This is a genomic window from Parasphingorhabdus sp., from assembly GCF_036963705.1.
GTDB lineage: Bacteria > Pseudomonadota > Alphaproteobacteria > Sphingomonadales > Sphingomonadaceae > Parasphingorhabdus.
On the sequence record NZ_JBALUT010000001.1, the window covers coordinates 21662 to 48353 of the forward strand.

At 52.5% G+C, this 26692-nt stretch carries 30 protein-coding genes and 1 pseudogene; 14 read left to right on the top strand and 17 right to left on the bottom strand.

Annotation, left to right across the window (positions count from 1 at the left end; translation table 11 throughout):
* Window positions 1-5 precede the first annotated feature (5 nt).
* Genes V7680_RS00145 through V7680_RS00185 form a run of 9 tightly spaced genes read right to left on the bottom strand, consistent with a single transcriptional unit; the run spans window position 6 to window position 8874 of the window.
* Complete coding sequence (locus tag V7680_RS00145; protein WP_335651254.1) at window positions 6-581, bottom strand: flagellar basal body-associated FliL family protein; 576 nt, start codon at window positions 579-581, stop codon at window positions 6-8.
* A gap of 44 nt (window positions 582-625) precedes the next feature.
* A complete protein-coding gene (locus V7680_RS00150) occupies window positions 626-1984 on the bottom strand; it encodes a flagellar hook-length control protein FliK (RefSeq protein WP_335651255.1) in 1359 nt (452 codons plus the stop codon).
* Window positions 1974-2390, bottom strand: coding sequence for a hypothetical protein (locus tag V7680_RS00155; RefSeq protein ID WP_335651256.1), 417 nt, complete (start codon window positions 2388-2390; stop codon window positions 1974-1976). Before V7680_RS00155 ends, V7680_RS00150 begins: the two co-directional genes overlap by 11 nt.
* 26 nt (window positions 2391-2416) lie before the next feature.
* Complete coding sequence (locus V7680_RS00160; protein ID WP_335651257.1) at window positions 2417-3775, bottom strand: FliI/YscN family ATPase; 1359 nt, start codon at window positions 3773-3775, stop codon at window positions 2417-2419.
* A complete protein-coding gene (locus tag V7680_RS00165; RefSeq protein ID WP_335651258.1) occupies window positions 3768-4433 on the bottom strand; it encodes a FliH/SctL family protein in 666 nt (221 codons plus the stop codon). The genes V7680_RS00160 and V7680_RS00165 overlap by 8 nt, the downstream gene beginning before the upstream one ends.
* Window positions 4426-5478: a flagellar motor switch protein FliG gene (locus V7680_RS00170; RefSeq protein ID WP_335651259.1), complete on the bottom strand. Its 1053-nt coding sequence runs from the start codon at window positions 5476-5478 to the stop codon at window positions 4426-4428. Before V7680_RS00170 ends, V7680_RS00165 begins: the two co-directional genes overlap by 8 nt.
* Complete coding sequence (gene fliF / locus V7680_RS00175; protein ID WP_335651260.1) at window positions 5471-7225, bottom strand: flagellar basal-body MS-ring/collar protein FliF; 1755 nt, start codon at window positions 7223-7225, stop codon at window positions 5471-5473. The genes V7680_RS00170 and fliF overlap by 8 nt, the downstream gene beginning before the upstream one ends.
* Before the next feature lie 3 nt (window positions 7226-7228).
* The gene (fliE, locus tag V7680_RS00180) at window positions 7229-7588 is read right to left on the bottom strand and encodes a flagellar hook-basal body complex protein FliE (protein WP_335651261.1); all 360 of its coding nucleotides are present in this window, start codon (window positions 7586-7588) and stop codon (window positions 7229-7231) included.
* A 14-nt stretch (window positions 7589-7602) separates the two neighbouring features.
* Window positions 7603-8874, bottom strand: a complete 1272-nt coding sequence (locus V7680_RS00185; protein ID WP_335651262.1) for a sigma-54 interaction domain-containing protein — start codon at window positions 8872-8874, stop codon at window positions 7603-7605.
* 305 nt (window positions 8875-9179) lie between these two features.
* On the opposite strand from V7680_RS00185, the gene V7680_RS00190 reads away from it, so the two are divergent.
* Complete coding sequence (locus tag V7680_RS00190) at window positions 9180-9995, top strand: flagellin N-terminal helical domain-containing protein (protein ID WP_335651263.1); 816 nt, start codon at window positions 9180-9182, stop codon at window positions 9993-9995.
* 102 nt (window positions 9996-10097) lie between these two features.
* Here the strand turns inward: V7680_RS00190 and V7680_RS00195 are convergent, their stop codons facing one another.
* The 8 genes from V7680_RS00195 to V7680_RS00230 all read right to left on the bottom strand — a co-directional run bounded on the left by V7680_RS00195 (window position 10098) and on the right by V7680_RS00230 (window position 16468).
* On the bottom strand, window positions 10098-10817 hold the full coding sequence (locus V7680_RS00195; RefSeq protein ID WP_335651264.1) for a sigma-70 family RNA polymerase sigma factor: 720 nt from the start codon (window positions 10815-10817) through the stop codon (window positions 10098-10100).
* Between the two features lie 19 nt (window positions 10818-10836).
* Window positions 10837-12945: a flagellar biosynthesis protein FlhA gene (gene flhA, locus V7680_RS00200; protein WP_335651265.1), complete on the bottom strand. Its 2109-nt coding sequence runs from the start codon at window positions 12943-12945 to the stop codon at window positions 10837-10839.
* 6 nt (window positions 12946-12951) lie between these two features.
* Window positions 12952-13779: a transglycosylase SLT domain-containing protein gene (locus V7680_RS00205; protein WP_335651266.1), complete on the bottom strand. Its 828-nt coding sequence runs from the start codon at window positions 13777-13779 to the stop codon at window positions 12952-12954.
* Between the two features lie 98 nt (window positions 13780-13877).
* Window positions 13878-14189, bottom strand: coding sequence for a hypothetical protein (locus tag V7680_RS00210; protein ID WP_335651267.1), 312 nt, complete (start codon window positions 14187-14189; stop codon window positions 13878-13880).
* The gene (flgM, locus tag V7680_RS00215; protein WP_335651268.1) at window positions 14186-14476 is read right to left on the bottom strand and encodes a flagellar biosynthesis anti-sigma factor FlgM; all 291 of its coding nucleotides are present in this window, start codon (window positions 14474-14476) and stop codon (window positions 14186-14188) included. The genes V7680_RS00210 and flgM overlap by 4 nt, the downstream gene beginning before the upstream one ends.
* Before the next feature lie 131 nt (window positions 14477-14607).
* Window positions 14608-14988: a flagella basal body P-ring formation protein FlgA gene (locus V7680_RS00220; RefSeq protein ID WP_335651269.1), complete on the bottom strand. Its 381-nt coding sequence runs from the start codon at window positions 14986-14988 to the stop codon at window positions 14608-14610.
* A gap of 196 nt (window positions 14989-15184) precedes the next feature.
* Window positions 15185-15616, bottom strand: coding sequence for a hypothetical protein (locus V7680_RS00225; RefSeq protein ID WP_335651270.1), 432 nt, complete (start codon window positions 15614-15616; stop codon window positions 15185-15187).
* A 48-nt stretch (window positions 15617-15664) separates the two neighbouring features.
* Complete coding sequence (locus V7680_RS00230) at window positions 15665-16468, bottom strand: MotA/TolQ/ExbB proton channel family protein (protein ID WP_335651271.1); 804 nt, start codon at window positions 16466-16468, stop codon at window positions 15665-15667.
* Between the two features lie 136 nt (window positions 16469-16604).
* Between V7680_RS00230 and flgB the strand changes: the two genes are divergently transcribed.
* The 13 genes and pseudogenes from flgB to V7680_RS00295 form a co-directional block, all read left to right on the top strand.
* Window positions 16605-16958, top strand: a complete 354-nt coding sequence (gene flgB, locus V7680_RS00235; protein WP_335651342.1) for a flagellar basal body rod protein FlgB — start codon at window positions 16605-16607, stop codon at window positions 16956-16958.
* Between the two features lie 11 nt (window positions 16959-16969).
* On the top strand, window positions 16970-17356 hold the full coding sequence (gene flgC / locus V7680_RS00240; protein ID WP_335651343.1) for a flagellar basal body rod protein FlgC: 387 nt from the start codon (window positions 16970-16972) through the stop codon (window positions 17354-17356).
* Entirely contained in the window at window positions 17356-18024 is a 669-nt protein-coding gene (locus tag V7680_RS00245) for a flagellar hook assembly protein FlgD (RefSeq protein ID WP_335651272.1), read from the top strand. Before flgC ends, V7680_RS00245 begins: the two co-directional genes overlap by 1 nt.
* Window positions 18025-18066: 42 nt before the next feature.
* Window positions 18067-18897, top strand: coding sequence for a flagellar hook-basal body complex protein (locus V7680_RS00250; RefSeq protein WP_335651273.1), 831 nt, complete (start codon window positions 18067-18069; stop codon window positions 18895-18897).
* Between the two features lie 26 nt (window positions 18898-18923).
* Complete coding sequence (locus V7680_RS00255; RefSeq protein ID WP_335651274.1) at window positions 18924-19667, top strand: flagellar basal body rod protein FlgF; 744 nt, start codon at window positions 18924-18926, stop codon at window positions 19665-19667.
* Window positions 19668-19691: 24 nt separating this feature from the next.
* Window positions 19692-20480 (top strand): flagellar basal-body rod protein FlgG, encoded by a 789-nt coding sequence (flgG, locus tag V7680_RS00260; protein ID WP_335651275.1) that lies wholly within the window; start codon window positions 19692-19694, stop codon window positions 20478-20480.
* A gap of 29 nt (window positions 20481-20509) precedes the next feature.
* Entirely contained in the window at window positions 20510-21190 is a 681-nt protein-coding gene (locus V7680_RS00265; protein ID WP_335651276.1) for a flagellar basal body L-ring protein FlgH, read from the top strand.
* A 20-nt stretch (window positions 21191-21210) separates the two neighbouring features.
* Window positions 21211-22344, top strand: coding sequence for a flagellar basal body P-ring protein FlgI (locus tag V7680_RS00270; protein ID WP_335651277.1), 1134 nt, complete (start codon window positions 21211-21213; stop codon window positions 22342-22344).
* An 89-nt stretch (window positions 22345-22433) separates the two neighbouring features.
* Window positions 22434-22640 (top strand): rod-binding protein, encoded by a 207-nt coding sequence (locus V7680_RS00275; protein WP_335651278.1) that lies wholly within the window; start codon window positions 22434-22436, stop codon window positions 22638-22640.
* Window positions 22633-23964, top strand: coding sequence for a flagellar hook-associated protein FlgK (flgK, locus tag V7680_RS00280; RefSeq protein WP_335651279.1), 1332 nt, complete (start codon window positions 22633-22635; stop codon window positions 23962-23964). Before V7680_RS00275 ends, flgK begins: the two co-directional genes overlap by 8 nt.
* 23 nt (window positions 23965-23987) lie before the next feature.
* Complete coding sequence (locus V7680_RS00285; RefSeq protein WP_335651280.1) at window positions 23988-24833, top strand: flagellin; 846 nt, start codon at window positions 23988-23990, stop codon at window positions 24831-24833.
* Window positions 24834-24967: 134 nt separating this feature from the next.
* Window positions 24968-25831, top strand: a complete 864-nt coding sequence (gene motA, locus V7680_RS00290; protein ID WP_335651281.1) for a flagellar motor stator protein MotA — start codon at window positions 24968-24970, stop codon at window positions 25829-25831.
* A gap of 3 nt (window positions 25832-25834) precedes the next feature.
* Window positions 25835-26680 (top strand): annotated as a pseudogene (locus V7680_RS00295) (flagellar motor protein MotB); the annotation flags it as partial.
* Window positions 26681-26692: the final 12 nt, after the last annotated feature.

The following is a 26692-nucleotide window of genomic DNA, read 5'->3' on the forward strand; positions in this document are numbered from 1 at the left end:
GCGTCTTACTGAACAACCAAGTTGGTAAAGTAGACATCCTCAATTCCGCCAAAACCGGTTTTTTCTTTCAGCGTTTCATTGATAATATCTCGCAGCTTTTTCTTCAGCTTGACCTTGCCTTCCGGCGCCTCCAGCTCAAGCGCATCCTGTTGTCCCAGTTCCATGAGGATTGCCGATCGAATAGCAATCTCGTGATTGGTGACATTTTCGAAAACCCGCTCGTCATAATAGGTCGACACGGCCAGGGACATTTGTGCGAAGCTTTGCGAATTCGAAAGGTTCGATGTAAATGGCTGTTCAATCTGGTGGTAAGTGACCTTGAAAGCGCTGCTCGCCTGTTTCGGCGTTGCCTGATTTGCTTCTTTATCGCTAACGGCAGTGCCGTCTTTCATGATGATCTTTGGCTTGTTAGGGTCTTCAGGCTCTTCATGAGCACCGCCAATCATTCCAGCCGCGTAAAAACCACCGGCCGCGCCGCCACCTCCAAGCACCAAAATCAATACCGTGCCCAAAATTATGGGTTTTAGTTTACCCTTTTTCTTGGCTTTTGGATTTTCGTCATCTGATTTAGTCTCTGACATTTTGACCTCTGGTTTAATTGAATTTGTGGATGGGAAAATCGCGTTTAGGCGTATCGGCTATTGTCGGATGCAGGATCGTTTTCGGCGCTGCTATCGAATGGCGAAGCCATTTGGCGACGCTGTGACGGCCTTGCAGGCTGTTCCCTTGCGTCGCGATTTTCTTGCTGGGCAAGATTACCGCTTTCGCTTTTTGTCGACGCGGACATATTCTCTTTCACGTCAACGCGGAGAGTCAGGTCATCGCGTCCCTGGGATTTCAATATGTCCTGCAACAACTGACTATGCTGAATAATCATATCTTTGGCCGCACGATGTTCTGTTTGGATTTCGATGACTTCTATTCCGCCGCGGGTAGCAAAAGTAATTTCCATCCGGCCGAGATTACGGGGATTGAGCTCAAATTTCTTTGGTCCGCCGCTGACCGAAAGATCCACAATTTCAGACGCAAGGCGCTCGGCAATCTGAGGTGAAGACATATCAAACGCGATGGGTTTCTGCAGCGTTTCGCGTACCGCCAATTGGGCAGAAGAATTGGTGATCGGTTGTTGCTCGATCAATTTGTCGAGGCTTTTGTTTGCGGGCTGTGATTCCAACTTGACCGGTTCGGCAAATTCACTGTCTGAAACAACAGAATCTTTCAAATTGGTCGGTGCGTCTTGCGAATTACCCCGTGGCGAAGAATGCAATGCCAGTTGGCCTAACTCGGTCCGCGCATCTTTATGTTCTGAGCCTTTCGTAATGAGAGGAGACAATTCCGTCGCGTGCTCACCCAGCTCGTTGCGCAACTGTCCTTGTTGGCTTTGCAGCTTTAGAAGCCCCTTTTCGCTGCTTGGAAACAGCTCGGCAGAGACTGAACTTTCATCAACCTGCGACTGCAGTTGGATGCCTTCTATTTTTAGTGCCTGCTGATTCCGAAGTTCTTTTGCTACGGTCACTTCTGCTGGTTGCTCACCAAGAATTTTCTGGTTGGCCAATCGGCCATCAGCAACATCTGGCGCGGCAAGACCCGGCGCCATGTTGAATTGTGAATTATTGCCAAGAATGACATTGGCTTGCGGCGACAACAAAGATTTGTCGGGATCTACTGTCGAACTATCCTGTTCGACTTTTTGAGAAATGAGATCCTGGTTGAATAATTTGCCACCAAAACTCTGATTGATGAACGGGAGAACATTGTTCGTATCCCAATGCGCAGCAACAGGGTTGTTTTCCTCGATGCCAAGATTTTCGTCATCCAGGCGGTCGATTGCCTCGGCACCAAACCCGGATTCGGGCTGTTCCTCGGGTGACCGCAAAAATGATCCAAAATCAGAATGTGAAACGTTGTTTTCCATGCCTAATGGCTTTGCAGAAAACATGCCAATTATGGAGTGAGCCGCTTCAGACATGATTTTACCAATCATCACAACGTTCCTTCTTTCTATGATTATCTATATTATACAATATGTTACTTGAAACATCCTGCTGCCGGGCATCTGCTTTGCGGAGGAGAGAAATCTTTGCGTTCAACAATTTCTCGGTGCCATCGTGGATTGCCTGAGCGGCAAAATTTTGCCGCTCTGCCGCGGCAAGACTTTGCATTGCCGCCTGAACGGAGACATCGACAACGTGCGAAGCGTCCAATAATCGGTCTGACAATTCCATTTTGGAAGCAAGGAGGCCGGCCGTTACCGCTACCTCACTTTGGTGTGTTTCAGAATGGAGGCTCCTGATTCTCTGGGCGTTATTCTCTAAAAGCGCATAATGGCTCCCGGCCTGAATCAGCGCGCGCTCCTTCAACCGCTTCTGCGTGTCGCGGACCTTCAACACGCGTCGTAATCCTCGGACCCGCCGCCTCATGGCGCAAACAGGTCAGAAAGCTGAGCCACGCTCGTCCGAAGATCGACAAGTTCCCTTGGTTTCTGCTTTATATATTCGATAAGTCGCGGCCAGTTTGCCAGGGCCTCATCGATATTCGGATCATTGCCGGCTTGATAGGCGCCCATCAGGACCAAATCCCGGTTTTCCTCGTAAACGGACCAAAGGCGCCGGAAGTGCAGCTGGACCTCCAGGTGTTCCGGTTCGATGATGTCGACAGCGACGCGGCTGATTGACTTTCCGACATCGATTGCCGGAAATATCCCCTGTTCTGCCAGCGAGCGGGACAATATAATGTGACCGTCAGCGATCGCGCGGGCGCTATCAACCACGGGATCATCCATGTCATCGCCATCGGCCAGCACGGTGTAAATCGCCGTTATCGATCCACCGGTTTCACTGTCGTTGCCCGCTCGCTCAACCAATCGCGGGATCAAGGAGAGCGCGGATGGTGGATAACCTTTCATGGTCGGAGGTTCTCCGGCGGCAAGACCAATCTCACGCTGCGCGTGCGCCACGCGGGTTAGACTATCGATAACCAGAACCACCGACAGCCCTTTGGATCTGAAATGTTCCGCTATTGCCGTTGCCCGATAAGCCGCTTTCAATCGCGAAGATGGCGAATGGTCGGCAGGCACGGCGATGGTTACCGTTGGCACGGCATCCTTTTTTTCGCGGCGGCGCGTGACGAAATCATTCACTTCGCGGCCGCGTTCGCCAATCAGGCCGACAACTACTACGTCCGCGACAACGCCATCAAGTATCTGATTTATCAACATCGACTTGCCGACGCCCGAACCTGCAATGATGGCGATGCGTTGGCCCTGCCCGATGGTGAGCAGGCCGTTTAGAGCGCGAATACCAATGTCGAGCGGTTTGGAAACGCTGGCCCGGCGTAGGACATTCCCTTCCTGCCCTGCCAGGGGAACAGTTTCAGTGGTGAGAATGGGTCCCTTGCCGTCGATCGGTTCGCCCATTGGTCCGATCACCCGGCCGAAAAGAGCTTCCCCGACCGCCGCCTGATTGGATTTCGAATAAGGCAATACACGGCTCCCGCTGCGCAACGGCGCATCTTGCACCATCGGGATCATCAGCGTTCTGGCTCCCTTGAATCCCACAACTTCGGCGCTGATTTCGCGGCCATCGGTTGCGATTACCCGCCCCGAATAGCCAAGCGGATACGCAAAACCGGTAACCTCCAGCATACCATTGTCATGCGCCGATAATTTCCCGACATATCGCGGCTCGCTTCCGATATCATCAAGCCGCGTCAACACATCGCAGACGGCTGACGGAGATCCGGATGTTTCCGCACCGGTTACAGCGGCATCAGTCATGATCAGTCACCGATGTGGTATCGCTAAACTCGTCGATCAGAGTTCGGAGTTCGTCCAGCACGACTTCGGAACCCTTCTCAATCCAGCCGCCGGAATGACTGAGTTTGATATTCCCTCGCAGCATGGACGGATCGCCGCGCAGCGCCAATTTGCATATATTGCCATCGATCAGACCGACGTCATCAGGGTGCAGGAGAAGCGTAACTCCTCTTTGATCCTGGTCAACCAGCTCTGATAATTGCAGCGCCCAGGCCTGTAACAAGTCCGGATCGGGGATCGCCAGTTCGGCGCAACGCCTGAACAACGATTCCACTGCAGATAAAATAAACTTATAGCTGCCTCGTGAAGACAGATCATTGAGATGCTGTATTGCTTCTGCCAGGGCATCGGTTTGTTGGCCGGTCGTAGCATGTTCATCCCCGAATGCTGCCTGACCGTCTTCCCATCCCTTCTTGTAAGCGACGCTGAATATATCAGCATCCTGATCGTCAGAAGGAACCAGATTTTCAGGCAGGTCGCGACCGGTCAGGCCCGAAAAACCATCACCTGCGCCAGCATCGGCTCCTAGCCCACTCGTCCAGGAAGAGAATTGTCTTTGTGCGCTCGTCGTCGGCCACAACGGGACCACTTCACCATTGGCTGGGCTATACTCAGACATAATCAGCACCGGCACCAGCCATGTTTATTTCGCCGCTGTCGAGCATGGCCTTGGCAACTGCAATAACGGCTTTCTGTGCAGCCACGACGGCATCCATCGGTTGTGGGGGTGCCTCGGCCATATCATCCTGGATGGTTTCTGCGGCGCGTTTGGACATTGCTCCAAAGATTTTGGCCTTGAGCTCAGCCGATGCTCCTCTCAGCGCAGGAACTAATATGCTGGAGTCCACTTTCCTCACCACGGAACCGATGTCTTTCTTGGACAGGTTCATGAGATCACCGAAGACAAACAATTCATCCTCGATCAATTTCGCTGTTACCTTGTCGCGCTTCATCAATTCTTTCAGCAGCGACCGGCCGCGTTCCTTGGAAAGATTGTTGATAATCGTTGCACTGTCGAGGACACCGCCAACTTGCATCGGCGGGACGACCTCTTCTTCCGATGGTGTGGTGTTTTCCAAAAGCCCATTGATATGAGCAAGTGCCTTAGCGCTGACCGGACCAAGCGTAGCTACCCGGTAGATCAAATCTGACTGCATATCTGATGGCAATAATTCCAATATCACCGCAGCAATTTCTGGCGTCAGAAACGACATGAGCACGGCAGCAACCTGTGGCGGTTCTTCCGTCATCAATAAGGCGAGGTCCTTCGCCGGAATCCACTTCAGTTTCTCGGCGATATTGCTGGGCCGTTTCGGCGCGAAACGATTCATGATTGTTTCTGCACGGGAGGTACCCAGCGCCCGCCGGAAAACGCGGCTCACCTTTTCATCGGACTTATAGGATAGCATCGACTGGTTCATCGTCAGCACAAGAAACCGATCCAAGGAGCCGTCAATTTGCGTCGCATCGACATTAGCGACGCTGAACATCGCTTCACCGAGCGCTTCAACTTCGTCGGGCTCCAGCCGTTCCAAGATTTGCGCAGCTTCCTCGTCGTTAAACAATAGCATCAATATAGCTGCGGTCTGGCGGCCAGTGATAAGCTCCAGCTGTCCGCTTTGTTCAGTAGAATCGATATCATCTTTTTCGTTGGCATCAGCCATTTGCGTCCTCCAATGCATCTGATTCTTTGAGCAATTCTTTCACAACCAGAGCCGCATGATCCGGGTTTTGCTTGACGAAGTTTTGGGTAAGGATTGCACGTTCTTGGTAGCTTTTTGCCGAAGTGATCATGTCGATGGTCACCGGCGGACCTAGCGCGCCAGCGGTTTGATTCTCCAATGGTCCACCGTCAACAGCGCCGCTTGGAGTATAGATTGCAGCGGCGTCGGGATTTTCCAAAGCGGCTGTCTGACCTGGATTGGGGAGCCGGGCTTTCTCGGAAGCCTGCCAACGTTTCAGGATAGGACGGCCAATGCCGAATATGATCAACAGGGCGACAACGAGCGCTGAGAGATTCCTCATAAGCATACTGAACCAGGAAGTTTCATACCAGATCTCTGTAAGCGGAGCGTCTGCGACTGCATTAAACCGACGCGCGGTGACCGCAATCTGGTCCCCCCTGTCGAGACTATAGCCAACAGTGCCTTTGATGAGTTTCTCAATCTCCTGGATTTCCTTAGGAGATTTTTTGTTTTTCAACGCCCGTTCGTCAATTGCAACTGCGACAGACAGCCGTGACACCTGCCCCGTCGCTTGATTGGTGACTGCTACTTCTCGGGCCAGCTCAAAGTTCCGGCGATATTCTTCACTGGTGCTTGTTGCTTCGGTGGCCCCGGCAGCTTGCTCAACACCGCCATCGGGTTGATCCGCAAACTCTGCAGCTTCAGCCGGCCGATTAGAGAGTGCGCCAGGAATACCGCCTGCACGGCCGCCGGCTCCACCAAACTCGTTCGACTTTTGGCCCTGTTCAGAACGCAGTACCGAACCATCGATAGGATAGGTTTCACTTGTCGCCTGTTTTTCATCAAAATTTACGTCTGCGGTAACTTCTGCAACAAAATTCCCTGGGCCTACGAGCGGCGTAAGCAAGCTGGCCAGCGACTGGCGATAACGGTCTTCGATTGCCGCCTTCACTTTAAGTTGTGCATCACTTCCCGGAGAAGCATCGTCGCCACTGCTTGACAGGAGTCTGCCGTTCTGATCGATCACAGATACGTTCGACGCCGAAAGCCCGGGAACCGAGCTAGCAACCAGGTTCAGGATCGCTTGTGTTTCTTTTTCATCCAGTCTCGCTGAGCTCGCAAGATGCAAAATCACCGAGGCGGAAGGCTCATTCCGATCGCGTAAGAATATGCTGGGTTGCTCGACAGCCAAATGAACCCGAGCCGACAAGACGCTATCGATCGCTTCGATCGATCGCGCCAGATCCATTTCCCGGGCATTGCGCAGTTTTTCTGATTCAACTGCCCGGCTTGCCCCCATTGGCATGGTCGACATAATAGTGTCGCCGCTCGGGGCTGATCTTGGCAACCCCTGCCCCGCTAATTCGATCTTGGCGGAATGATAATCTTCACGGCTGACCGTAAGCGTTCCGGTATCATCATCTACACCATAAGCAATATTGGCGACCTGCAGCGCTTGCATCACCGCTGATTTGTCATTGTCGGGCAAACCGCGGAACAGATCTCGTTGTGCTGGCTCGCGCAGAACCAGCCATACTGATATCGCGGCCAATACGACGGCCGACAACATTATGAGCGGCATAGCTCGTGCGATAGCGGGCTGTTTGAATATGGCCAGCAATGCGCCGAACGGCCCACCGGAATTGTCATTGCTACCATTAGGCGATAGCATTCCATTGGGGTTCGCGGGCGTCAACGCCTGGCCAGAAGATGATTGCTCGGCCATCTATTATACCGACATATTCATAATGTCTTTGTAAGCCGACAATAGTTTATTGCGGACCTGCAAAGTCGATTCAAAGCCGAGGGAGGCCTTATGCTTCGCCATCATTACGGCTGCGACGTCATTGCTTTCGCCCATCTGATAAGCTTTCGTTTCCTCATCTGCGGTCGTTTGAAGTTTATTGACTTCTTGAAGCGCACTGGTGAGTTGGGTCGAGAAGCTGTTGGGACCCGTTGTTTCTTTCGGAGCATTGGTTTGCCCCGGCCCGCCGATACCCGCGTTCTTCGCAATATCTTGCAGCGCGTTGTTCTGGTTAAGGATGGCATTCCGAGCGGCCATCAGGCTGTTCATATTGACGGAAGACATTTTCTATCTCCTTTCTATGCCGCGAGCGCGCGCATGTCGGCCATCCGATAACGCAATGTGCGTTCCGAGATACCGAGCTCTTTTGCAGCATCGCGACGATTGCCGTTTGTTTTCTCTAGGGTTTCGTTGATTGCTTCATATTCGACATTTTTCGAAATCGAGTGCAAATCACGGCCACGGATGAAACGCGAGGATGGCCTTGTTGAAACGTCATCCTGCTTCGGCGTCGCGGTCAGCCGCGCCCCTGAAAAGATAAGATCATCGGCCTCGATCCGTTCGCCGTCACACATTACAATCGCGCGCTGCAGGACATTGGACAGTTCCCGTACATTGCCCGGCCATTTATGTTCTTTGAGGCGTTGGATACAGCCTCGGGAAAGCGAGATGAATTTTTTGCTCCGCTTTTGGAAACCGATCATCATGAACGCAGCGATGGCGACGATGTCTGCAGGCCGGCTGGCGAGAGGGGTGAGCTCGACCGGCATAACGTTCAGCCGCCAGTAGAGATCTTCCCGGAAACGCCCTGCCCCGACTTCCAAGGCAAAATCACGGTTGGCTGCGCAAAATACGCGGACATCGATTTTTTCGTGACGCGAGGCACCGACAGGGAGGATTTCTCCTTCCTGGAGTACGCGGAGCAGCTTGGATTGGCTCTCAAGCGGCATCTCGGTAATCTCGTCGAGGAAAATTGTGCCGCCGTCGGCTTCTTTGAAGAGGCCTACCGCGCTGTTATAAGCGCCGGTGAAGGCTCCCTTCTTATGTCCAAACAAAATGGACTCGATCATGGACTCGGTAATTGCGGCACAGTTTACGGTGACAAACGGTTTGTTCGCCCGCTCACTATTTTCGTGAATGAATCGAGCCATGCCTTCTTTGCCGGTACCGGTCTCGCCGGTAATCATGACATTGGCATCGCTGCGCGCCACACGGGCGGCATATCTATATAAGGCTATAGAGTTAGGGTCGGCAAAAGCTGGCCCCTTGCCACCGCGCATCGATTCAACAATCAAGGACAGACCAAATTCTCTGTCCGCATTGCCGAATTCAATACGCAGTGGATGGCTGAGGTTAGCCGGAACGAAGTGGAATGGCCCATCGCGGTAAACCACGACCGGATCTTTTGCTCCTCGACATTCACCTTTGGATGCTTCGCGAGTAGTGTGGGGTAATTGCGCTGCAGTCGGTGAATGATCGGAGGCCGAGTGAATCGTATCAACACTCGCTAGCAAATCGACAAGTTCTGGAAACCTAGAGACCAGGCTAGGGTTCAGTTTATCATTGATCATGGCCATTCCCTCACGTTAGTAAATCAAGCACTCGATCTAATTCCAAGCGCTCGCCAACTACTTTGCAATGGCCGTGCCAGTTTCAGGAACGGCAAAAAACTGCCGATCGTCCTCATCTTAAACTGTCGGAAATTCGTCATCGGTGTCGGAAAGTGGACACTCTCAGAGCGACTTGTCGGAAACCCGACACTTTTCTCGCTTAATTAAAATTACGGTCCGCCGTTAACTCCTTCGAGGCCGCTTCATCTAACGAGGTGACCCAATAGATGAACCGAATTTAGGTTAACTGTGAAAAGGACGACACCATGACTGTAATAGGAACAAACGTTTCGGCCCTCCGTACAAGCTATGCTGCAAACCAAGCTGAAATGGGCCTTGCTAAATCTATCGAACGCCTTTCAACCGGCAAACGCGTAAACTCTGCTGCTGATGATGCTGCTGGTAATTCGATTGCCACACGTATGACGTCGGAAGTTCGTGGCCTGAACATGGCTATCCGTAACTCCAATGACGGCATTTCGGCGGCCCAAACCGCAGAAGGCGGAATGAACGAAATCACCAACATGCTGCAACGTATGCGTGAACTGTCTGTCCAATCTGCCAACGGCACGCTCTCCTCTGGTGACCGTACCAACCTTCAGACCGAAGTTACCGCTCTGATTGCACAGATCGGTGATGTTGCATCGCGAACGACTTTCAACGACGTAAAACTGCTTGATGGTACCAACGCCTCGATCGCCATCCAGACCGGCAGCGATGCAAGTCAAACGGTGTCCATCGGATTGACCAATGTGGGCGCAACGGCACTGGGCGTTAATGCACTCGACATTAGCACGGACACCGGCGCAACCGCCGCATTGACCGCGCTGGATAGTGCACTGGATACGATCACGACCGCCCAAGCTACGCTGGGTGCTTCGCAGAACCGCTTGCAAACCACGGTGTCCAACCTGTCCGATCGAGTTGCCAACATCACAGAAGCACGATCGCGCATCATGGACGTCGACTTCTCGGCGGAAACCACTCAGCTGGCTAAAAACCAGATCCTGAGCCAGGCTTCCACGGCGATGTTAGCGCAGGCTAACCAGTCTCAGCAGTCTGTACTAAGCCTGATCCGATAAAATCTGATTAGACCAGCATGAGAAAGCCTCTTCCTTCGGGAGGAGGCTTTTTCTGTTTGTCAAAACCGAATATCTTCTCGCAAATAGATGTATCGAAAGAGTTTATTTCTCGGTCATTGCAAATTGCAATTTCTCCAGTGCACGCTTTTTGATCTGACAAATCCGCACGGAAGATACGTCAAGGATCGCACCGATCTCATCGAGCTGCATTTCCTCCACGAAGTAGCAATTGAGCACAAGTTGCTCGCGCTCGTTCAACTGCTTCAATTTGGAAGATAGCAATTCTGCCATCTGCGACTTTTCCAATATCTGATGCTGATCATCTTCCTGATCTGTGAACCAGCTGCTGGAATCGCAATAGACTTCATCCAGTGAGCCCAGGTGGACATCGATCGCCCGATCGGTATTTTTGCGAAAATCAGCGGGATCCATATCCATTGCAACGGCCAGTTCTGACTCATTGGGTTCTCTCCCCAGTTCCTGCACCAGCTTATCTCGATACCGGCGTACTTTCTTGTGCCAGTCTACCGATGTTCGGCGAAGGTTGCAGGTTGACCTCAAATCATCGATCATTGCCCCGCGCACACGCACATAAAGATAAGTGCTAAAACTATGCCCCTGGTCGACATATTTCTTGGCCGCCTCAACCATTGCCACAAGCCCGACCTGGATGAGGTCTTCGATCTCCATTTGATCAGGCGCGAATGATTTGACCTGCCAGGCAATCTTCGTGACCAGAGACTGATTCTCCTCGATCAACCTGGTTTCATTTATTTTCATCGCGCTATAGGCTTGTGATGCGCGGTTTTTTGTTTTCAACATATCCTATTCCCGATCATTTTCAGTTATGGTTTGCATCTGTGACAGCCATTGTCTGGCTGGATTGCGGAACCCCGATTTTGGTCAGCACTTCGATGGATTTATCGTCCGGTAGTTCTTGGTATGAAAGTACGGTCAAGTCCGGGAACCGCTGTTTGAGCAGCGCGCCGAGCGGCCGTCGCACGATGGGCGAAGTGATTAGCGCTACGTTGCGCGCTTCGAGCGGCAAGATACGTGCAGCTTCATCCACCGCTTCGATTATTTTCTGCGCCAGCTGTGGTTCGATCGGATAGTTGGCATCTTCGCCCACCTTCAAAGCCTTGACCAACAAGTTTTCGAGTTCAGCATCCAAAGTCACAACTGGAAGCGGGAGACTGATCGGGACCATCGTTTGCACGATCAGATTGCCAATTTTTTGCCGGATCGCATCAACCATCTTTGGCGTTTCACTATGCATGCTGGAGGCTTCCAGCATGGCGAGACAGATCTGCTGGAAGTCTTTGACCGGCACTTTGTCGGCAAGCAGGTCACGACATATTGCAGTGATGGCATATAGCGACAAGGGTTGCGGTGTGAGACTGTCAACCAGCTGCGGCGAAGATTCCTTGAGGAAGTCGAGCAGCTTCTGCGCTTCATCCATACCGAATAGCTGCGCCGCATTGCGCCGGACAACGTCGTTGAGATGGGTCGCGATCACGGTCGGGGCATCTACAACGGTATAGCCTTCAGCAATTGCCTGAGATTTTTTGTCGGCGCTGATCCAGATTGCATCCATCCCGAACGTCGGATCTTTGCAAGGCCGTCCTTCGATCACCGAATCCACATGACCGTCATCAAGCGCGATAAAATCATTGGGCCAGACGGTGTCTTCACCAAGAACCATGCCACCCATCATTATCCGATAGCCATTGGGTTCCAGTGACAGATCGTCTTTGATCCGGACAAGCGGAATAACAAAACCCAGCTCTTTGGAGATCTGGCGACGGATACCGGTAATCCGTTTCATTAACGGCGCGCCCTTGCGGTCTTCAACCAGCGGAACAAGACCATATCCAATTTCGATACCGAGGCGTGCCTTTTCGGAAACATCCTCCCAGTCAATCTGCTCTGGGTTTTTCTCTTTGACGGGTTCAACGACCGTGACCACCGGCTTGGGTTTGCGGATCAGATAGAAAGCAAGTCCGCCCGCAACCGCCGCTGCCGACAGAACGATAACGTGGGGCATACCCGGGAGAATGCCGAGGATCGTCAATATGACAGCAACGGGAACCCACGCCGCTCCCGAACTGAATTGGCCGGTGACCTGGTCGGCTAGATTCTGAGCCGAGGAAACCCGTGTGACAATGGCTGCGGCAGCGATCGAAAGGATCAGGGCCGGCACCTGTGCAACCAGAGCATCGCCGATCGCGAGCATCGAGTAGGTGCTTGCCGCTTCACCAAAGGAAAGTCCATGGGTCGTCAAACCCAATACGATACCACCGATGATGTTGACCGCGAGGATAAGGACCCCGGCAACGGCATCGCCTTTTACGAATTTCGAAGCACCATCCATCGAACCGTAAAAATCCGCTTCGGTCGCGACTTCGGACCGTCGTTCCTTTGCTTCTTCGGGGGCGATAAGGCCGGCGTTCAAGTCAGCGTCAATCGCCATCTGTTTGCCAGGCAAGGCATCGAGTGTGAAACGCGCGGAAACTTCGGAAACCCGTCCTGCACCTTTGGTGATAACGATCAAATTGATGATCATCACGATACAGAACACAAATATACCGACCACATAATTGCCGCCGAGCAACAATCCGCCAAAGGCCTCGATAATCTGCCCCGCGGAATCGCCGCCCGAATGGCCTTCCATGAGCACCACCCGGGTCGAGGCAACATTCAACCCCAATCGCAAAAGCGTGGCGAAGAGCAGCACCGTAGGGAAGCTTGAGAAATCGAGTGGCTTGGTTGCGTTGAGCGCAACCATCAGGATCGCCAGCGAGAGCATGATATTGGTGATAAATCCGATATCCAACAAAATGGTCGGCAGCGGTAGCACCATGAAGATGACCAGCAAAAGCGTTGCCATCGGGAGCAGTCCCGATTTCAGATGGCCTGCAATTTTGTCCAGAGCGAAAATATTTTGTATCATGTTCTATTATAATCCCAGTGAGGCGAGCATCAGATAAGCGACCCGAGCCTGTTCATCGAATGGCTTGGACTTTTCTGAATTGCTCTGATCATTGATGTGGTTTTTTGCGATCCGGAGATAATCCGCTGGTTGAACCATCGGCATCGGCTTTTGCGACTGCGGCAAATTATTTCCACCCGTCGGAAAACTTTTGCCGTTTCCTGCCGACGCAGATGCATCTTCGAGCTTTTTGGCAAAGAGGTTCCTGATATCCTGAAAGCTCCGGGCGCCGCCCGATTGGTTATAGAATATCGAACGATTGGATTGAGCGGCATTCGCAAAAGACGGTGCTGCCGGTGCGTGGGGATTTGCGTCCAACGAGTTCAAGAATTTGCCAGCGCCTGCTGGGCCGAGGAAGTGCGCGAGATACAAGTCTACCGGCGCAGGTTCCCGTCCAATCCGTTTCGCCAGATAGGCACTATTGTCTCGGGCGAACTCTCCGGCCAGATTGGCCGAAAGTGCGGGATCATTTCTTAATGCAAGAATGTTTGATTTCTGGGATTCGTCAGCAATGACATACTTGCCATTCCGGTTTCGGGAAATTGCATCTTGTGCCCATCCCAGGCCATATTCATCGCCTTTTTCCTCGACGAGACCGAGCCAAGTTTGTTCAACAAACTGGTATAGGCCGGTTGCGGAAGATGTGCTTGCCTTAGCATCGGGGCGCATCCCGCTTTCGAGCTGCGCCTGCGCCATCAGATATTTGAAATCAACGCCCGTGCGCTGCGCTGATTGCGCAATCACGTTCGGCAAACTGCGCCGGTCTTGGCTTTGAATGATGGATAGGTTTGACATGTCTTGCTCGAATTCTCCTTCCAAAGAGAAAAGCAATGATCATGCCAACAGTCAGATTCTGTGGATGTTTACCGAATTAATATCCGGTTCGGTCGCGTTTAGCGCCCCTTTACTGCATTTGAATAGGTGTCTGCCTGATTGGCACGCCACCCCGACAATAGCTGCAACCTAGACGAGCTATGGTCTCTCAAGAAACGCAGACGGTAAATTGATGCCTGCATCAATTCGTCAACTTCAGCCATCAGCGGCCGTAGATATCGATCGACATCAGTCCGTTCCAATGTACCCAGCGCCGAAACTGCCCTGCCGAGTTCTTTGCTGGCTTGAAAAATAGCATCGCTGTCATGTCCATCCAGTGCGGACACCAGACTATTTTGCGAATTTCGAAAAGCTTCTACTTTCTGGTTCATTTTTTTGCTTCCACGCCGAGCACGCCTGCATCAAGCATCTTTGCGGCCAAAGCGTCGGTATCAACCTTATAGCCGCCCGAGGTGATCTGCTGTTTAATATCGGAGACCTTCTGCGCATCAAATGGTGGTTTTTCGGCCGCCAACTTTGAAGCCGTTGTCGAGATCGCGCTCGGTACAGGCTCTTTACCGGGGTCTGTAGGGCCCGCCAGAGATTTTACCGCAGCTTCGTTCAAAGCCGGACGATCCAATCGCGTATTAATCGCTGAATAGCTATCAACAGGTTTCATATCACTACATCCTTACTGCGCCACATTAGCAAATTTGAAGTTTCCGTATCATGTCCGGTGGCACTTCTAACTTCTTTCATATTGATTTACGGCCTGTTGGGGAAAAATTAAGTTCTTTCCCAATTATTTTTTCAAGGCGTCATTTCCACTTCACCCGCACCCGAAACCCTGGCCATTAATTCCTTGGATTTCCGATCGGACCGGACAGGAATATAGTCTCCCATCGCACCGCTCTCTTGCGCGATAACACCATAGCTGATGCTAAAGTTCGAGCGCCGAATAACTAGCGTGACCGGCTGATTGCGTTTTATCAATGGTTCTGTAGAACCGGCACCGTCTTGGCTACTGCTATTGCCGCCAAGCCGGATCGGAACAAAAATCCTCCACCCGAGATTGCGGCAACTGACCTGCAACGCATTCCGGTTCGTCTCGGATATCTCTACTGCATTTGCACATCGTTTGAGTTTAAGCCTGGAATCTATCGCTGCATGGGCGCCGCCTGCATCGCCCACATTTGCCCCCAAATGCGCCGCGACCTGTCGATCCAGCAATGTGGTATCTTCAAACGGTGCAGCCGCACCCATGGACAAGATGGAAACTATCGGCAGTAGAAAATGATAATGGGGCATCTAATTGGTTCCTATTCTATAATCGAACGAACCATGCAGATATCATACCAGTTTCGCATTTAACCTTGAGCGAGCCCAATCAATCCGCTTCGCGCGAGAGAAAAGTCAATTTCACGCCTTGTTTCTCGGCAGGCTTGGACACAAGTTTATCGGGGACCTTCAAAATAATCTCCATGCCGTTCTGGCCTGCCGTTTCAAACGCATCTGCGATAGCTGCTGATCGCGCAGAAACTGTTTCCCACTGACGGAGGCGAGAACCGTTTTGGATTTCTGGAGCTGCAGCGACTTCGATGATCAGCAATTGCTTTGGCTGATCGACGAGAATTCTCGCGATCTCTGTTTTGGCAAAATCCGAAAGCATCGCATTGCTGTCACCAAAAAAATCCGCCTCCGCATAATCGTACGAACCGAGCACTAGATTGGTCGATGCATTTGCTGCGGCCAGCTTTCTTTGGGTTTCAGTATCCGCAATATTTACAAAATGCGTATAGGCAAAAGCGCTGAGCAACATAAGCGCCAGGTCAAGAAAGGACAAAGTGGTGCGACCGGAGTTCATCGATCAGGCGACCCTCTTTGTTGGGTTCGCCGGCACAAAATGCACAGGCGCAACGGCGGAAAGCTCCCGTATCGCGATGTCGATCGTATGCTGAACCACCTTGGATCGATAGGTATTCAGTATTTCTGCTCTAGTATGCAGACGCACATGGATCGGGAAGGCTATTATATGGGAAATAAAGAGACCATATAGACTGGTAAGCAATGTAAAGCTCATCGCCGGCCCCATCTTCAATGGATCGATGCCGGTGGCAAATAGCTGAATCAGACCTGTAATGGTTCCGATGAGGCCGATTGCCGGTGCTATTTCCGCCGCTGAAAGCCAAAAGCTAGCGGACATATTCTCTTTGGTTTGCGCAGAATGTTCCTCCAGGCGGACCCATTCTTCGAAATCTTTCGAATCTTTTGCATTGACGAGATAACCGAGAATACGGAGCACAAATGGATCCTGGCTACGCACGATTTCCAATCCTGCAAGCCCCTGCTCTCTTAGGGTAAAATCTATTCTCCGACACATATAGGTCGCATTTTCTCCGCTTTCCTCGAACGGATTTCTACCGCAATTGGCAAGTGCCGCGAAAGCCCTGACTATGGAATGACGGCCACTTTGCACCCAAGCCATCGCTAGGACGCAGCCAAGAACTACGCTGAATAATACTGGATCGAAAAACCGCCAGATGTTCGTCAATAGAATGTCCATAGTTCCCAATCCTGAATTAACCGGCAAAAAATTGCCGGTCAGCGGCAGAATTTTGCCGGTCAGGCAAAACCCAAGATAACCCGCCTGCAAATATTGGGGACAACCCATGAAAACCGGCAGTTTCGGAGCCACCCGAGTAAGTTGGCACACCCTTTGCATCGTCATCCTCGAGTACGCCAATAGCGGTGTATCTCATGAACAAGAACGGTCATCGGACCAGTTTCTTAATACGGGATTAGACAAGATGCCTAGTTTGGATCAGATATTTGCTTTGAACGGCGGTGCGTTACAGCTCCGCTCTCAGCGCCTCAATATGCTGGCGTCAAATATCGCAAATGCTTCGACGCCTGGATATAAGGCGAAGGACCTCGATTTTGACCTGGCGATGAAGCAGGCGCAAAATGGCGGTTCGCTCAATCAGGCCATGAGTGATCACACCGGTTACCGGGTTCCGCTGCAACCATCAGCGGACGGCAACACAGTGGAACTTTCCGTAGAACAAACACTCTTTGCTGAAAATGCCATTCAATATCGCACGACACTGTCTTTCCTACAGGGGCAAGTGTCTTCAATTCGGCGCGCCTTGAAAGGGGAATGAACATGGGTAGCATGAACGTCTTTGATGTAGCCGGCAGAGCAATGTCTGCGCAGATGGTCCGGTTAAACACCACCGCGTCCAATCTGGCCAATGCCCGCACGGACTACGCCAGCGAGAATGAAGCCTATCGCGCTATGCGCCCGGTTTTTCGTTCAGTGGTCGAGGATAATCTCGCCACAGTCGACGTCGAGCGCATCGTTCAAACCGATGCTGCACCACAGCGACGGCACGATCCGACAAATCCGATTGCGGATGAACAAGGTTATGTCTGGGAGGCCGCCGTCGATGAAACAGCCGAGCTGATCGACATGCTCGAAACAGCCCGAAATTACCAAAATAATGTGCAGGTTTTACAAACCGCAAAATCTTTAATTCTTGAAACAGTGAGGAATCAATAATGAACATTGCACCAGAAATTTTCCAGAAACCGGTCACAAATATCACCGGCCTCTCTCAAGCACAGCCGGAAAACGCAAAAGGTGACAATAGCCTCGATCAAGATTCCTTTCTGCGCCTGATGACGACCCAGTTGAAATTCCAGGACCCGTTCGACCCGCTCGACAACCAGGCGATGGTGGCACAACTGGCACAATTTTCGAGCGTTGCCGGCATCTCCGAGATGAAACAGTCTCTTTCGGATATCGCCTCTATCTTGGGCAATAATCGTCTCTCAGACGCCAAGGAATGGATTGGCCATTCGGTCCTCGTTGCCGGGAATATTTCGGTCGCAGGCAAAGACGGTCAATATGCCGGTGAATTCGAACTGAACCAGGCGACCGAAAATCTCTCGATCGACTTGCTTAACGAAGCCGGTGAAATCGTGATGTTTGTCGAACTTGGCAAGCAGGAAGCCGGTCCGGTGGAGTTTAACTTCGACAGCCAGGATGAAGCCGGCAAGCCGCTTGATCAGGGACGCCTGCGCGTTCGAGTCAACGGCGGATCGGTGACTAACCTGGCAACTTGGGTGCCTGTAGCTTCGGTAAAAACAACCGAAGGCAACGGACCTCCCATTCTTGTCACACCCATCGGCAACGTGTTCCCCGCCGAGGCGCTCAAAATCGGTTAATTCTCGCCTTCCGAACACCAATTCACAACCGGAGAAGATTTTATGTCATTCTTTACCTCACTAAGCGGCCTGAAAGCGGCCCAGACTGATCTGAATGTTATTTCGAATAATGTCGCCAACACCAATTCTACCGGCTTCAAGAAAAGCCGAGCTCAATTTGGTGACCTTTTCGCCGCCGCTCCTACCCAGCAAACAAAATCCGTTGCGGGCCAAGGCACGCGACTGAATGGAATAACGCAGCAATTTACGCAGGGTACATTGCAGTCAACCGACAAAACATTGGATTTGGCCATCGCCGGCGACGGTTTTTTCGCCGTGAAAGGCCAGCCGCCACGCCAGGATACGACTTTTACCCGTAACGGCGCATTTTCGGTAAACAACAATCGCGAAGTCATTGATACCATTGGCTCGAAAGTACAATTGCTGCCAGTCGATGCCAATGGTGTGGCCACTAGCACTACTGCCGCCGACATGTTCGACTTTGTTCTGCCAGCTTCAGACCCCTCCGATCCGGCAGCGCTTCTGGCTAACATATCGATCAATAACGAAGGCGTTGTTTCGGCGACATTTTCCAATGGCAACCAGATGAATGTTGGCGCCCTTGCAATGGCAAGTTTCTCAGCCATGGAAGGCCTTCGTCCGGTAGGCGACGCCCATTGGCAGTCGACCGGCGATTCCGGTCCGGCACAGATTAACCAGGCAGCTAATGGTCCTCTGGGACAAGTCCGCTCGGGCTCTCTGGAACTGGCAAACGTCGATATCACTGAAGAGCTGGTCTCGCTGATTTCCGCACAGCGCAATTTCCAGGCCAATGCGCAAGCTATCGAAACATCCAATACCCTTACCCAGACGATCATAAATCTTCAGATCTAATTTCTGATCAGCTGAAGGAATGAACCATGGATAAGCTTGCATATACAACGGTCAACGCGATGAAATCGCTGATGCACCGGCAAACCGCCATCGCGAATAATATGGCCAACTCGGAGACTGTCGGGTTCAAATCCGACATGGTCTCGGCAAAGGCCCAATATTTGAATGGTCCGGGCCACAACAGTCGCGCAATGTCTGTCGACCGGGATATGCAGGCAGATATGAACGGGGGGGCGATTACAAAAACCGATCGTCCCCTCGACATTGCCCTAGAGGGCGATGCAATGCTCGCGGTGCAGGATGCCGATGGCAAAGAAGCATATACCAAGCGGGGAGATCTGAAAATCAACCCGTCGGGTACGCTGCTTACCGGCGATGGCTTCCCAGTCCTTGGCGACAGTGGCCCGGTCACCCTACCCCCCTCTGAGCGTGTAGACATCGGCTCGGACGGTACGATTTCATATGTGCCGGTCGGTGGAGACCCAACCCAGCCGCTGCAACTCGGTAAGCTGAAATTGGTCAGTGTTACCGGCAGTCAAATATCAAAGGGTGCAGATACACTCTTCCACGTAGCTGACGATGGCACTTTGCCGGTTGATGACAACGCAAAGGTCATTTCGGGAGCTCTGGAAGGTTCGAACGTCAATATGACCAGCGCTCTGGTCGACATGATCGAGACAAGCCGCGCTTGGGAAACCCAGGCAAAGTTGCTCAAAACCGCAGAAGATCTTGATGATAGCGGCGCAGGAATAATGTCGCTGCCGCAATGATAACCGGATGCAGGAGAAGAAAAGATGACTAATGCCGCCCTACAAGTTGCGCGCACCGGACTGGACGCGCAAAATACCAAGATGCGCGTGATCGCCAACAATCTGGCGAACGTAAACACAACCGGATTCAAACGGGATCGGGCAGATTTTGCAACTCTTGCATATCAGAATGTCGTAACCCCCGGCGCGCCTTCGGATGCACAGAATCGCTATGCTAGCGGAATTCAATTGGGAACCGGCGTCAGGCTTTCAGGCATCGGCAAGATCGACACCCAGGGCACTTTGCAAAATACCGAAAATGCCATGGATCTGGCGATCGAAGGCGCTGGTTATTTCCAGGTCGAAAGGCCGGATGGAACAACCGGCTACACGAGGGCCGGCAATTTCAGCCTGACCGCCGAAGGCAATATGGTCACGAGCGATGGTCTGCCGCTGGTACCCGCGATCCAGGTCCCGCAAGGTGCCACAGCAGTAACCATAGGCACCAACGGTACCGTTTCCGCGACGGTGCCGGGGCAGACCGAGGCCAGCGAGCTCGGACAGATTGAACTCGCGAATTTTACCAATCCGGCAGGTCTACTTTCGGTTGGCAATAACATTCTGACCGAGACGGCGGCAAGCGGCGCCCCACAAGTGGGGCAAGGCGGCCAAGAGGGTCTTGGTAATATACGCCAAGGCGCACTCGAAGGCTCGAACGTCAATATTGTCGAAGAACTGGTCAACATGATCGAGACGCAGCGCGCTTACGAGGTCAACTCAAAAATGATCTCGGCGACCGATGACATGCTGCAATTCGTGAACCAGCAACTCTAATTCTAACGCAAGAAAGAAGCCCATCAATCATGACATATAGAGCGTTTTCAAATAGAAGCCTGCTGATCGGCGTGGCACCATTTCTGCTCGTCGGTTGCATGGGCTCGACTTCCAGCATCTCGGCGCAAGAATTTGCGCCCGTCACGGCCGCACCGCGGCCCGAGCCCGCAGCCGCCAACGGAGCGATATTTCAAGTAGCCTCTGGCTATTCGGCCCTGACAAACGGATCGCGAGCAAGCCGGAAGGGCGATATAATCAGCATATTGCTCGTTGAGAAAACCCGCGCTTCAAAATCCAATAGTGCATCCAAAGACCGTGATGGCGGGTTTTCTCTATCACCGCCGACAACCGGCCTTTTCTCGCTATTTTCGTCCAGCGATGTAGCGACGGGCGGATCCCAGAATTTTTCCGGTACCGGCAGCGCCGACCAGTCAAACAGCCTGCAGGGACAGATCAGCGTTACCGTGGCGGAAAGCTATCCTAACGGGACTATGCTGGTCCGCGGTCAGAAACTGACGTCGTTAAACCGGGGCGACGAACACACCCAGTTTAGCGGATTAATTCGTGCCATCGATGTGTCCGCCGACAATACTATTCCGTCCACGAAGGTGGCGGATGCACGGATCATTTATGGCGGAACCGGCGAAATCGCTTCGGCGAGCAAACAGGGTTGGCTGCAGAAATTCTTCTCCTTCATCTCGCCATTTTAGCCCCAGGGATAAAAGATCACATGACCCAATCATCAAGAATTCTCCGGTCAATAAAATGGCTAGCGACATTTTTCGCACTGGTGTCGGCGGCTGTGGTTGTCACCCAGCCGGTGCAGGCTGAACGCATCAAAGACATCGGGACCTTCGCCGGCCTGCGAACCAACCAGCTGGTTGGCTACGGGGTCGTTGTGGGGCTCGCCGGAACCGGCGACGACAGTCTGGAATATGCAACAGTTGGCCTGAAAGGTGTAGCGAACCGATTTGGCCTGACCCTGCCCCCTGGAGTCAATCCGGCTTCCAAAAATGCCGCAGCGGTGTTGGTCACGGCAGAAATGCCAGCATTCGCAAAGCCCGGCCAACGCCTGGACATTACCGTATCGGCGATCGGTAAAGCCAAGTCGTTACGCGGCGGTACGTTGATTTTGATGCCGCTCTTTGGTGCCGATCAACAGATTTATGCCATGGCTCAGGGCAACCTCGCGGTTGGTGGCTTGGGCGTATCCGCTGCGGATGGTTCAAAACTCACCGTTAATGTTCCTTCGGTAGGGCGCATCCCCGGCGGTGCTTCGATAGAAAGAACCGTTGCAACCGGATTTGAAAGCGAACCATTTCTCAGCTTCAACCTGACCGATGCCGATCTAACCACTTCCTTGCGCGTCGCCGACGCTATCAACGAAGCGTTGCAGTCGCAGCAGGCAATTGCCGCTGATGCCGTAACGGTCCGGATCGCCGCACCGCTTGGCGCACAGGAACGCGTGATATTGATGGGCAAGATTGAAAACCTGATCGTCAAACCTGCTGATGCGCCGGCCCGGATCATCGTCAATGCGCGAACCGGAACGGTCGTCATCAACGGCGCGGTTCGGATTGGGCCAGCAGCGGTAAGTCACGGAAAGCTCACCGTTCGCGTAGAAGAAAATCCGACCGTTGTGCAACCCGCACCGTTGAGCCGCGGACAGACCGCCGTAGAACAAAATAGCGATATCACCGTCGATGAACCGAGCAACCGGGCTTTCGAAATTGGACGGCGTGCATCGCTCGCGGAAATTGTCGAGACTATTAATTCTTTGGGAGTTCCACCGTCTGACTTAACAGCAATATTGGAGGGTTTGAAACAAGCCGGCGCATTGTCAGCAGAATTGATCATCATATGACCGTTATTTTATCCCCTTCACATGTCGCACCCACATCTTTGGGTTCGACCAGTCCTGCCGCCGATAAACGACAGGATGAAATCAAATCCATGGCCGCTGATTTTGAAGCGATATTTGTTCGACAAATGCTGAAAACAATGCGGACATCCTCTCTTGGAGAAGGTCTGTTCGACGGCCAGGGAACCGAGCAGTTTCGCGATATGCAAGACGCAAAAGTCGCCGAATCGATGGCGCAAAAGGGAGTGTTCGGCATAGCCCAGCTGCTCGCTCGCCACGTGGAGAACCAGGATGACTGACCTTCTGAACATTGGACGAGCCGCATTAAAAGTGAACGCCAGAGCATTGGAGGTCGTTGGAGCGAACGTCGCCAATGCAGAGAATCCCGATTATGTCCGGAAGACCCTCAACGTCGGGGACACGGCAGGCTATAGCGCCATCAGTCCACTTTACAAAAACCAAACCGGTCTCGGCGGCGTCGAGGTCAATAGCATGTCCCGTTCCAGCGATCAGTTCCTCGAAGCGGCAACTCGACAAACCGGCGCAAGCCGTGTGAGTGGGGAAGTTCTCGTACAATGGCTCAATCAGGGAGAAATTGCGCTTTCCAACAATGATCTCGACATTGGAGCTCAATTGACTCAACTATTCGGTACGGCCGAAGAACTCTCCGCAGTACCGTTTGAACCGGCGTTACGGAGTCAATTCATTGGTGATGTCGAAGCTACCGTTCAACGATTCAACCAGACTTCGCTCAATCTAACTTCGACGATTACACTGATCAACGGCGCTGCTTCCCAAGAAGCGGAAGAGCTGAACGACGCGTTGAACCAACTCGCCGCGGTAAACCAAAAGTTGCGTCCGATGCAAACGGGTACGGGTCAGCACGCTGCTTTGCTCGACAGCCGGGATGCTGCTTTGGCGGTTATAACCGAAAAGCTCGACGTTCAGATAAATTTTGGCAATAATGGTACCGCAGATATTACCCGCAACGGAACCAGTCTGCTAACGTTCAATGCAGTAAGCCCGGTGACCTTTGTCGCCAATGCGGGTGGAAGCTTTGATATCGAAATTGGCGGAACGGTTCAGGCCGCCCCGAGCAATGGAACGCTGGGCGGGCTACATCGTGCACAATCGAAGCTGGTCAACGTTAGCAATGATCTGGACAGCTTGGCGGTGCAATTTGCGAATGAAATCAACGGATGGCAAGCCAATGGGCGGACCGATGCTGGGGTGGCTGGCGCAGCGATCGTTGCCCACAGTGGTACCGCAGCGAGCCTGTCGGCTACAGGGCTGTCAGCAGACGCTCTTGCTTTGGCCTCCCCGGCAGGTGTGGCAAATGGTAATATTCTCGCGTTCGTAGACTTGCGTACGGCGACCGGTACCGAACAAGGTTATGAAAAACTGGCAATCGGTCAAGCGCAATCTTTGCTGACCGCTCGCAGCGAAAGCAAAGCTGCGACCGCATTCGACCGGGCCACCCGCGAAGCGCGTGACAATATTTCGGTCGTGGATCTTGATCGCGAAGCAGCGGACCTTATCCGTCTGCAACAATCTTACGAAGCTGCCGCGCGCGTCATTCAAGTCGCTCGGGAAACGATGCAATCCGTATTGGCGATCTTCTAGTTGATCGTCGCAGAGGAAAAAACATGGAATCGATAAACCGGAACAGGCCCAATGATGGCATTCAAAAGCAATCAGAACTGTCGACGCTTATCGGCAAGACACAAGAATCCATAGCAAGCGGCAAAAGCTTTTCACGGCCGTCAGAGGCGCCTTCCAGTTGGCTGGAAATCTCCAGCCTGGGTCGCAAGGCCGCCATCGAAGATTCTTGGCTCAACAATATCGGTCGAGCCGCCATTATGGCACAGCAAGCGGAATCCTCACTCGACACGATTGCCAGCGGCGCCATCCGCGCCAAGGAGCTGGTGATCCTGGCCAATAACAGCACTCTTTCTGCAACCGACCGTGATGTGATAGCGCTCGAACTCGAAAGCCTTCGCGACCAGTTTAAACAGCTTGTACAAGCGAAAGATAGCTATGGGGGTGACCTATTCCACACCGGTGATCCTATTAAAATGAGGGTCGACGCCAATGTTTTGGTGACGCCGTCACCCAATCTCCAGTCCGTTGCGCTGTCAATTGACGTCGATGGTGGCACCAGTGACCTTGATACAATAATGGATGACATGATCAACGCGGTGCGGACCGGCACCACCGCGGACAGAGCCACCCAGCTCGGTCGCACCGATTCATTGGTCAACCATTTCTCGAACTTGATCGCTAATCAGGGGTTGCTGGTCAATCGCCTCGATCAACAAGAAGACCGACTGCAAAAATCACAGCTCACGTCGACCGAACGGCGATCAGTGCTTGAAAACACCGATGTCACAGAAGCAATTTCACGGTTCCAATCACTGTTGGTCAACCTGGAAGCAGCGCAAAGACTCTATGCTCAATCCAACAGCACGTCTCTGATCCGACTGATCGGCTAAAGCGGACGGTTTAGAGTTATTTGGCACTTAACCAAACGCCATTTCTTCCGTTCACCATAACAATGTTTGCTCCTTCCATCGGCTGGGAAAAGAGCAGGCCTCACGATCCGGGTACGATGATGGGGAATTGATATATGTTTGCCGCAATTGGTATAGTTGTTCTGCTCGTCATGGTTTTTGGCGTATTCACGTTGTCGGGCGGAGATATGGGTGTGGTTTTGCACGCTCTACCAATCGAAATGGGCATCATTGGCGGGTCCGCCGTTGGCGCACTGATCATCGGCAACTCAGGTGCACAGTTAAAAGCACTCATGGGTGGCTTCGGCAAAGTTTTCAAAGGTCCGACCTACGTCAAGCAGGACTTCATGGATTGTATCCTTCTAACTTCCAAGCTGACCAAAATTCTCAAGAGCGAAGGCCCGGTAGCACTGGAGCCACATATCGAGGATCCTCAGTCTTCGCCGATCTTCAGCGAATATCCGAAACTGCTCAAAGACCAGACGCTGGTCCACCTTATCGCGGATAGCCTGCGCCTCGTCGTGGTGTCTTCCGGAACTCTCGATCCATATGCCGTCGAAGACGTGATGGATCAAAGCATAAAAACCCATCATCACGAGGCCATCGGGCCTGCTGATAATCTGCAAAACCTTGCCGATGCTTTGCCGGCTCTCGGGATTGTTGCAGCCGTTCTCGGCGTCGTCAAAACCATGGGTGCCATCGACCAGCCGCCGGCTATTCTGGGCGGGATGATCGGCTCCGCTTTGGTCGGGACCTTTTTGGGCGTTCTGCTGGCTTATGGTTTTGTCGGGCCAATGGCCCTTCGCGCGCGTTCGGTCATCGAAAGTGACGGTACCATCTATCAAGTGGCAAAGCAGATCATCATCGCCAGCCTGCATGGCCATCCGCAACCGTTGATCATCGAAGCAGCTCGCACCAGTTTGCAGCATGCCAACCAGCCAAGCTTTGCCGATGTTTTTGATGCGATAAGGGCACGTTGATCAATGGCAAAGAAAGCTGATGCGGGTTCAAATCAACCGCCGATCATTGTTAAAAAAATTATCATGGAGCAGCATGCCGGCCATCATGGCGGTGCCTGGAAAGTGGCCTATGCCGATTTCGTCACAGCGATGATGGCGTTCTTTCTGCTTATGTGGCTGCTTGGTGCCACCGACGAGAAACAGCGCAAGGGACTGGCGGACTATTTCGCTCCAACACTTGTCCAGATGCGGCAGGAGAGCGCGGGTTCAGACGGAATATTTGGTGGAGATTCACTGACCGCTCAAGATAATTATCCTCACGGAGCGACTCAAACCGGCACCCAATCGATGACCATTCCGCGCGATGCGACAGGCACCGCGAATGACAAGGGCAAGAGCAGCACCAACGACAAGAAAATGGACGCCAAGGAATTTGAAAAGAAACTTCGCGAACAGCTGAAAAAAGATCCAGAGAAACTGGCTTTGCTCAAAAACATACGGTTTACCGACACTATAGAAGGCCTACGGATCGATCTGATTGACGAAGCCAATTTCAGCATGTTTGCGCTGGCCACCGACAGTCTTAACCCACAAGCCAAGATATTGATCGGTGAGGTATCCAAAATCATCGACACCGTCGACAATCTCCTGGTCATCCGGGGCCATACCGACAGCCTGCCTTATGCAAGCGGGAAGAATATGAACAACTGGCTGCTGTCATCCGCCAGAGCAGAAGCGACCCGAAAGGAAATGGTTCTTCAAGGGATCGGCAAGGGCCGCATGGCGCGTATCGAAGGGGTAGCTGACACCGAGCCATATAATCCGGCAGATCGCATGGATGACCGCAACCGGCGCATTTCAATCACAATGAAACGCAAGTAA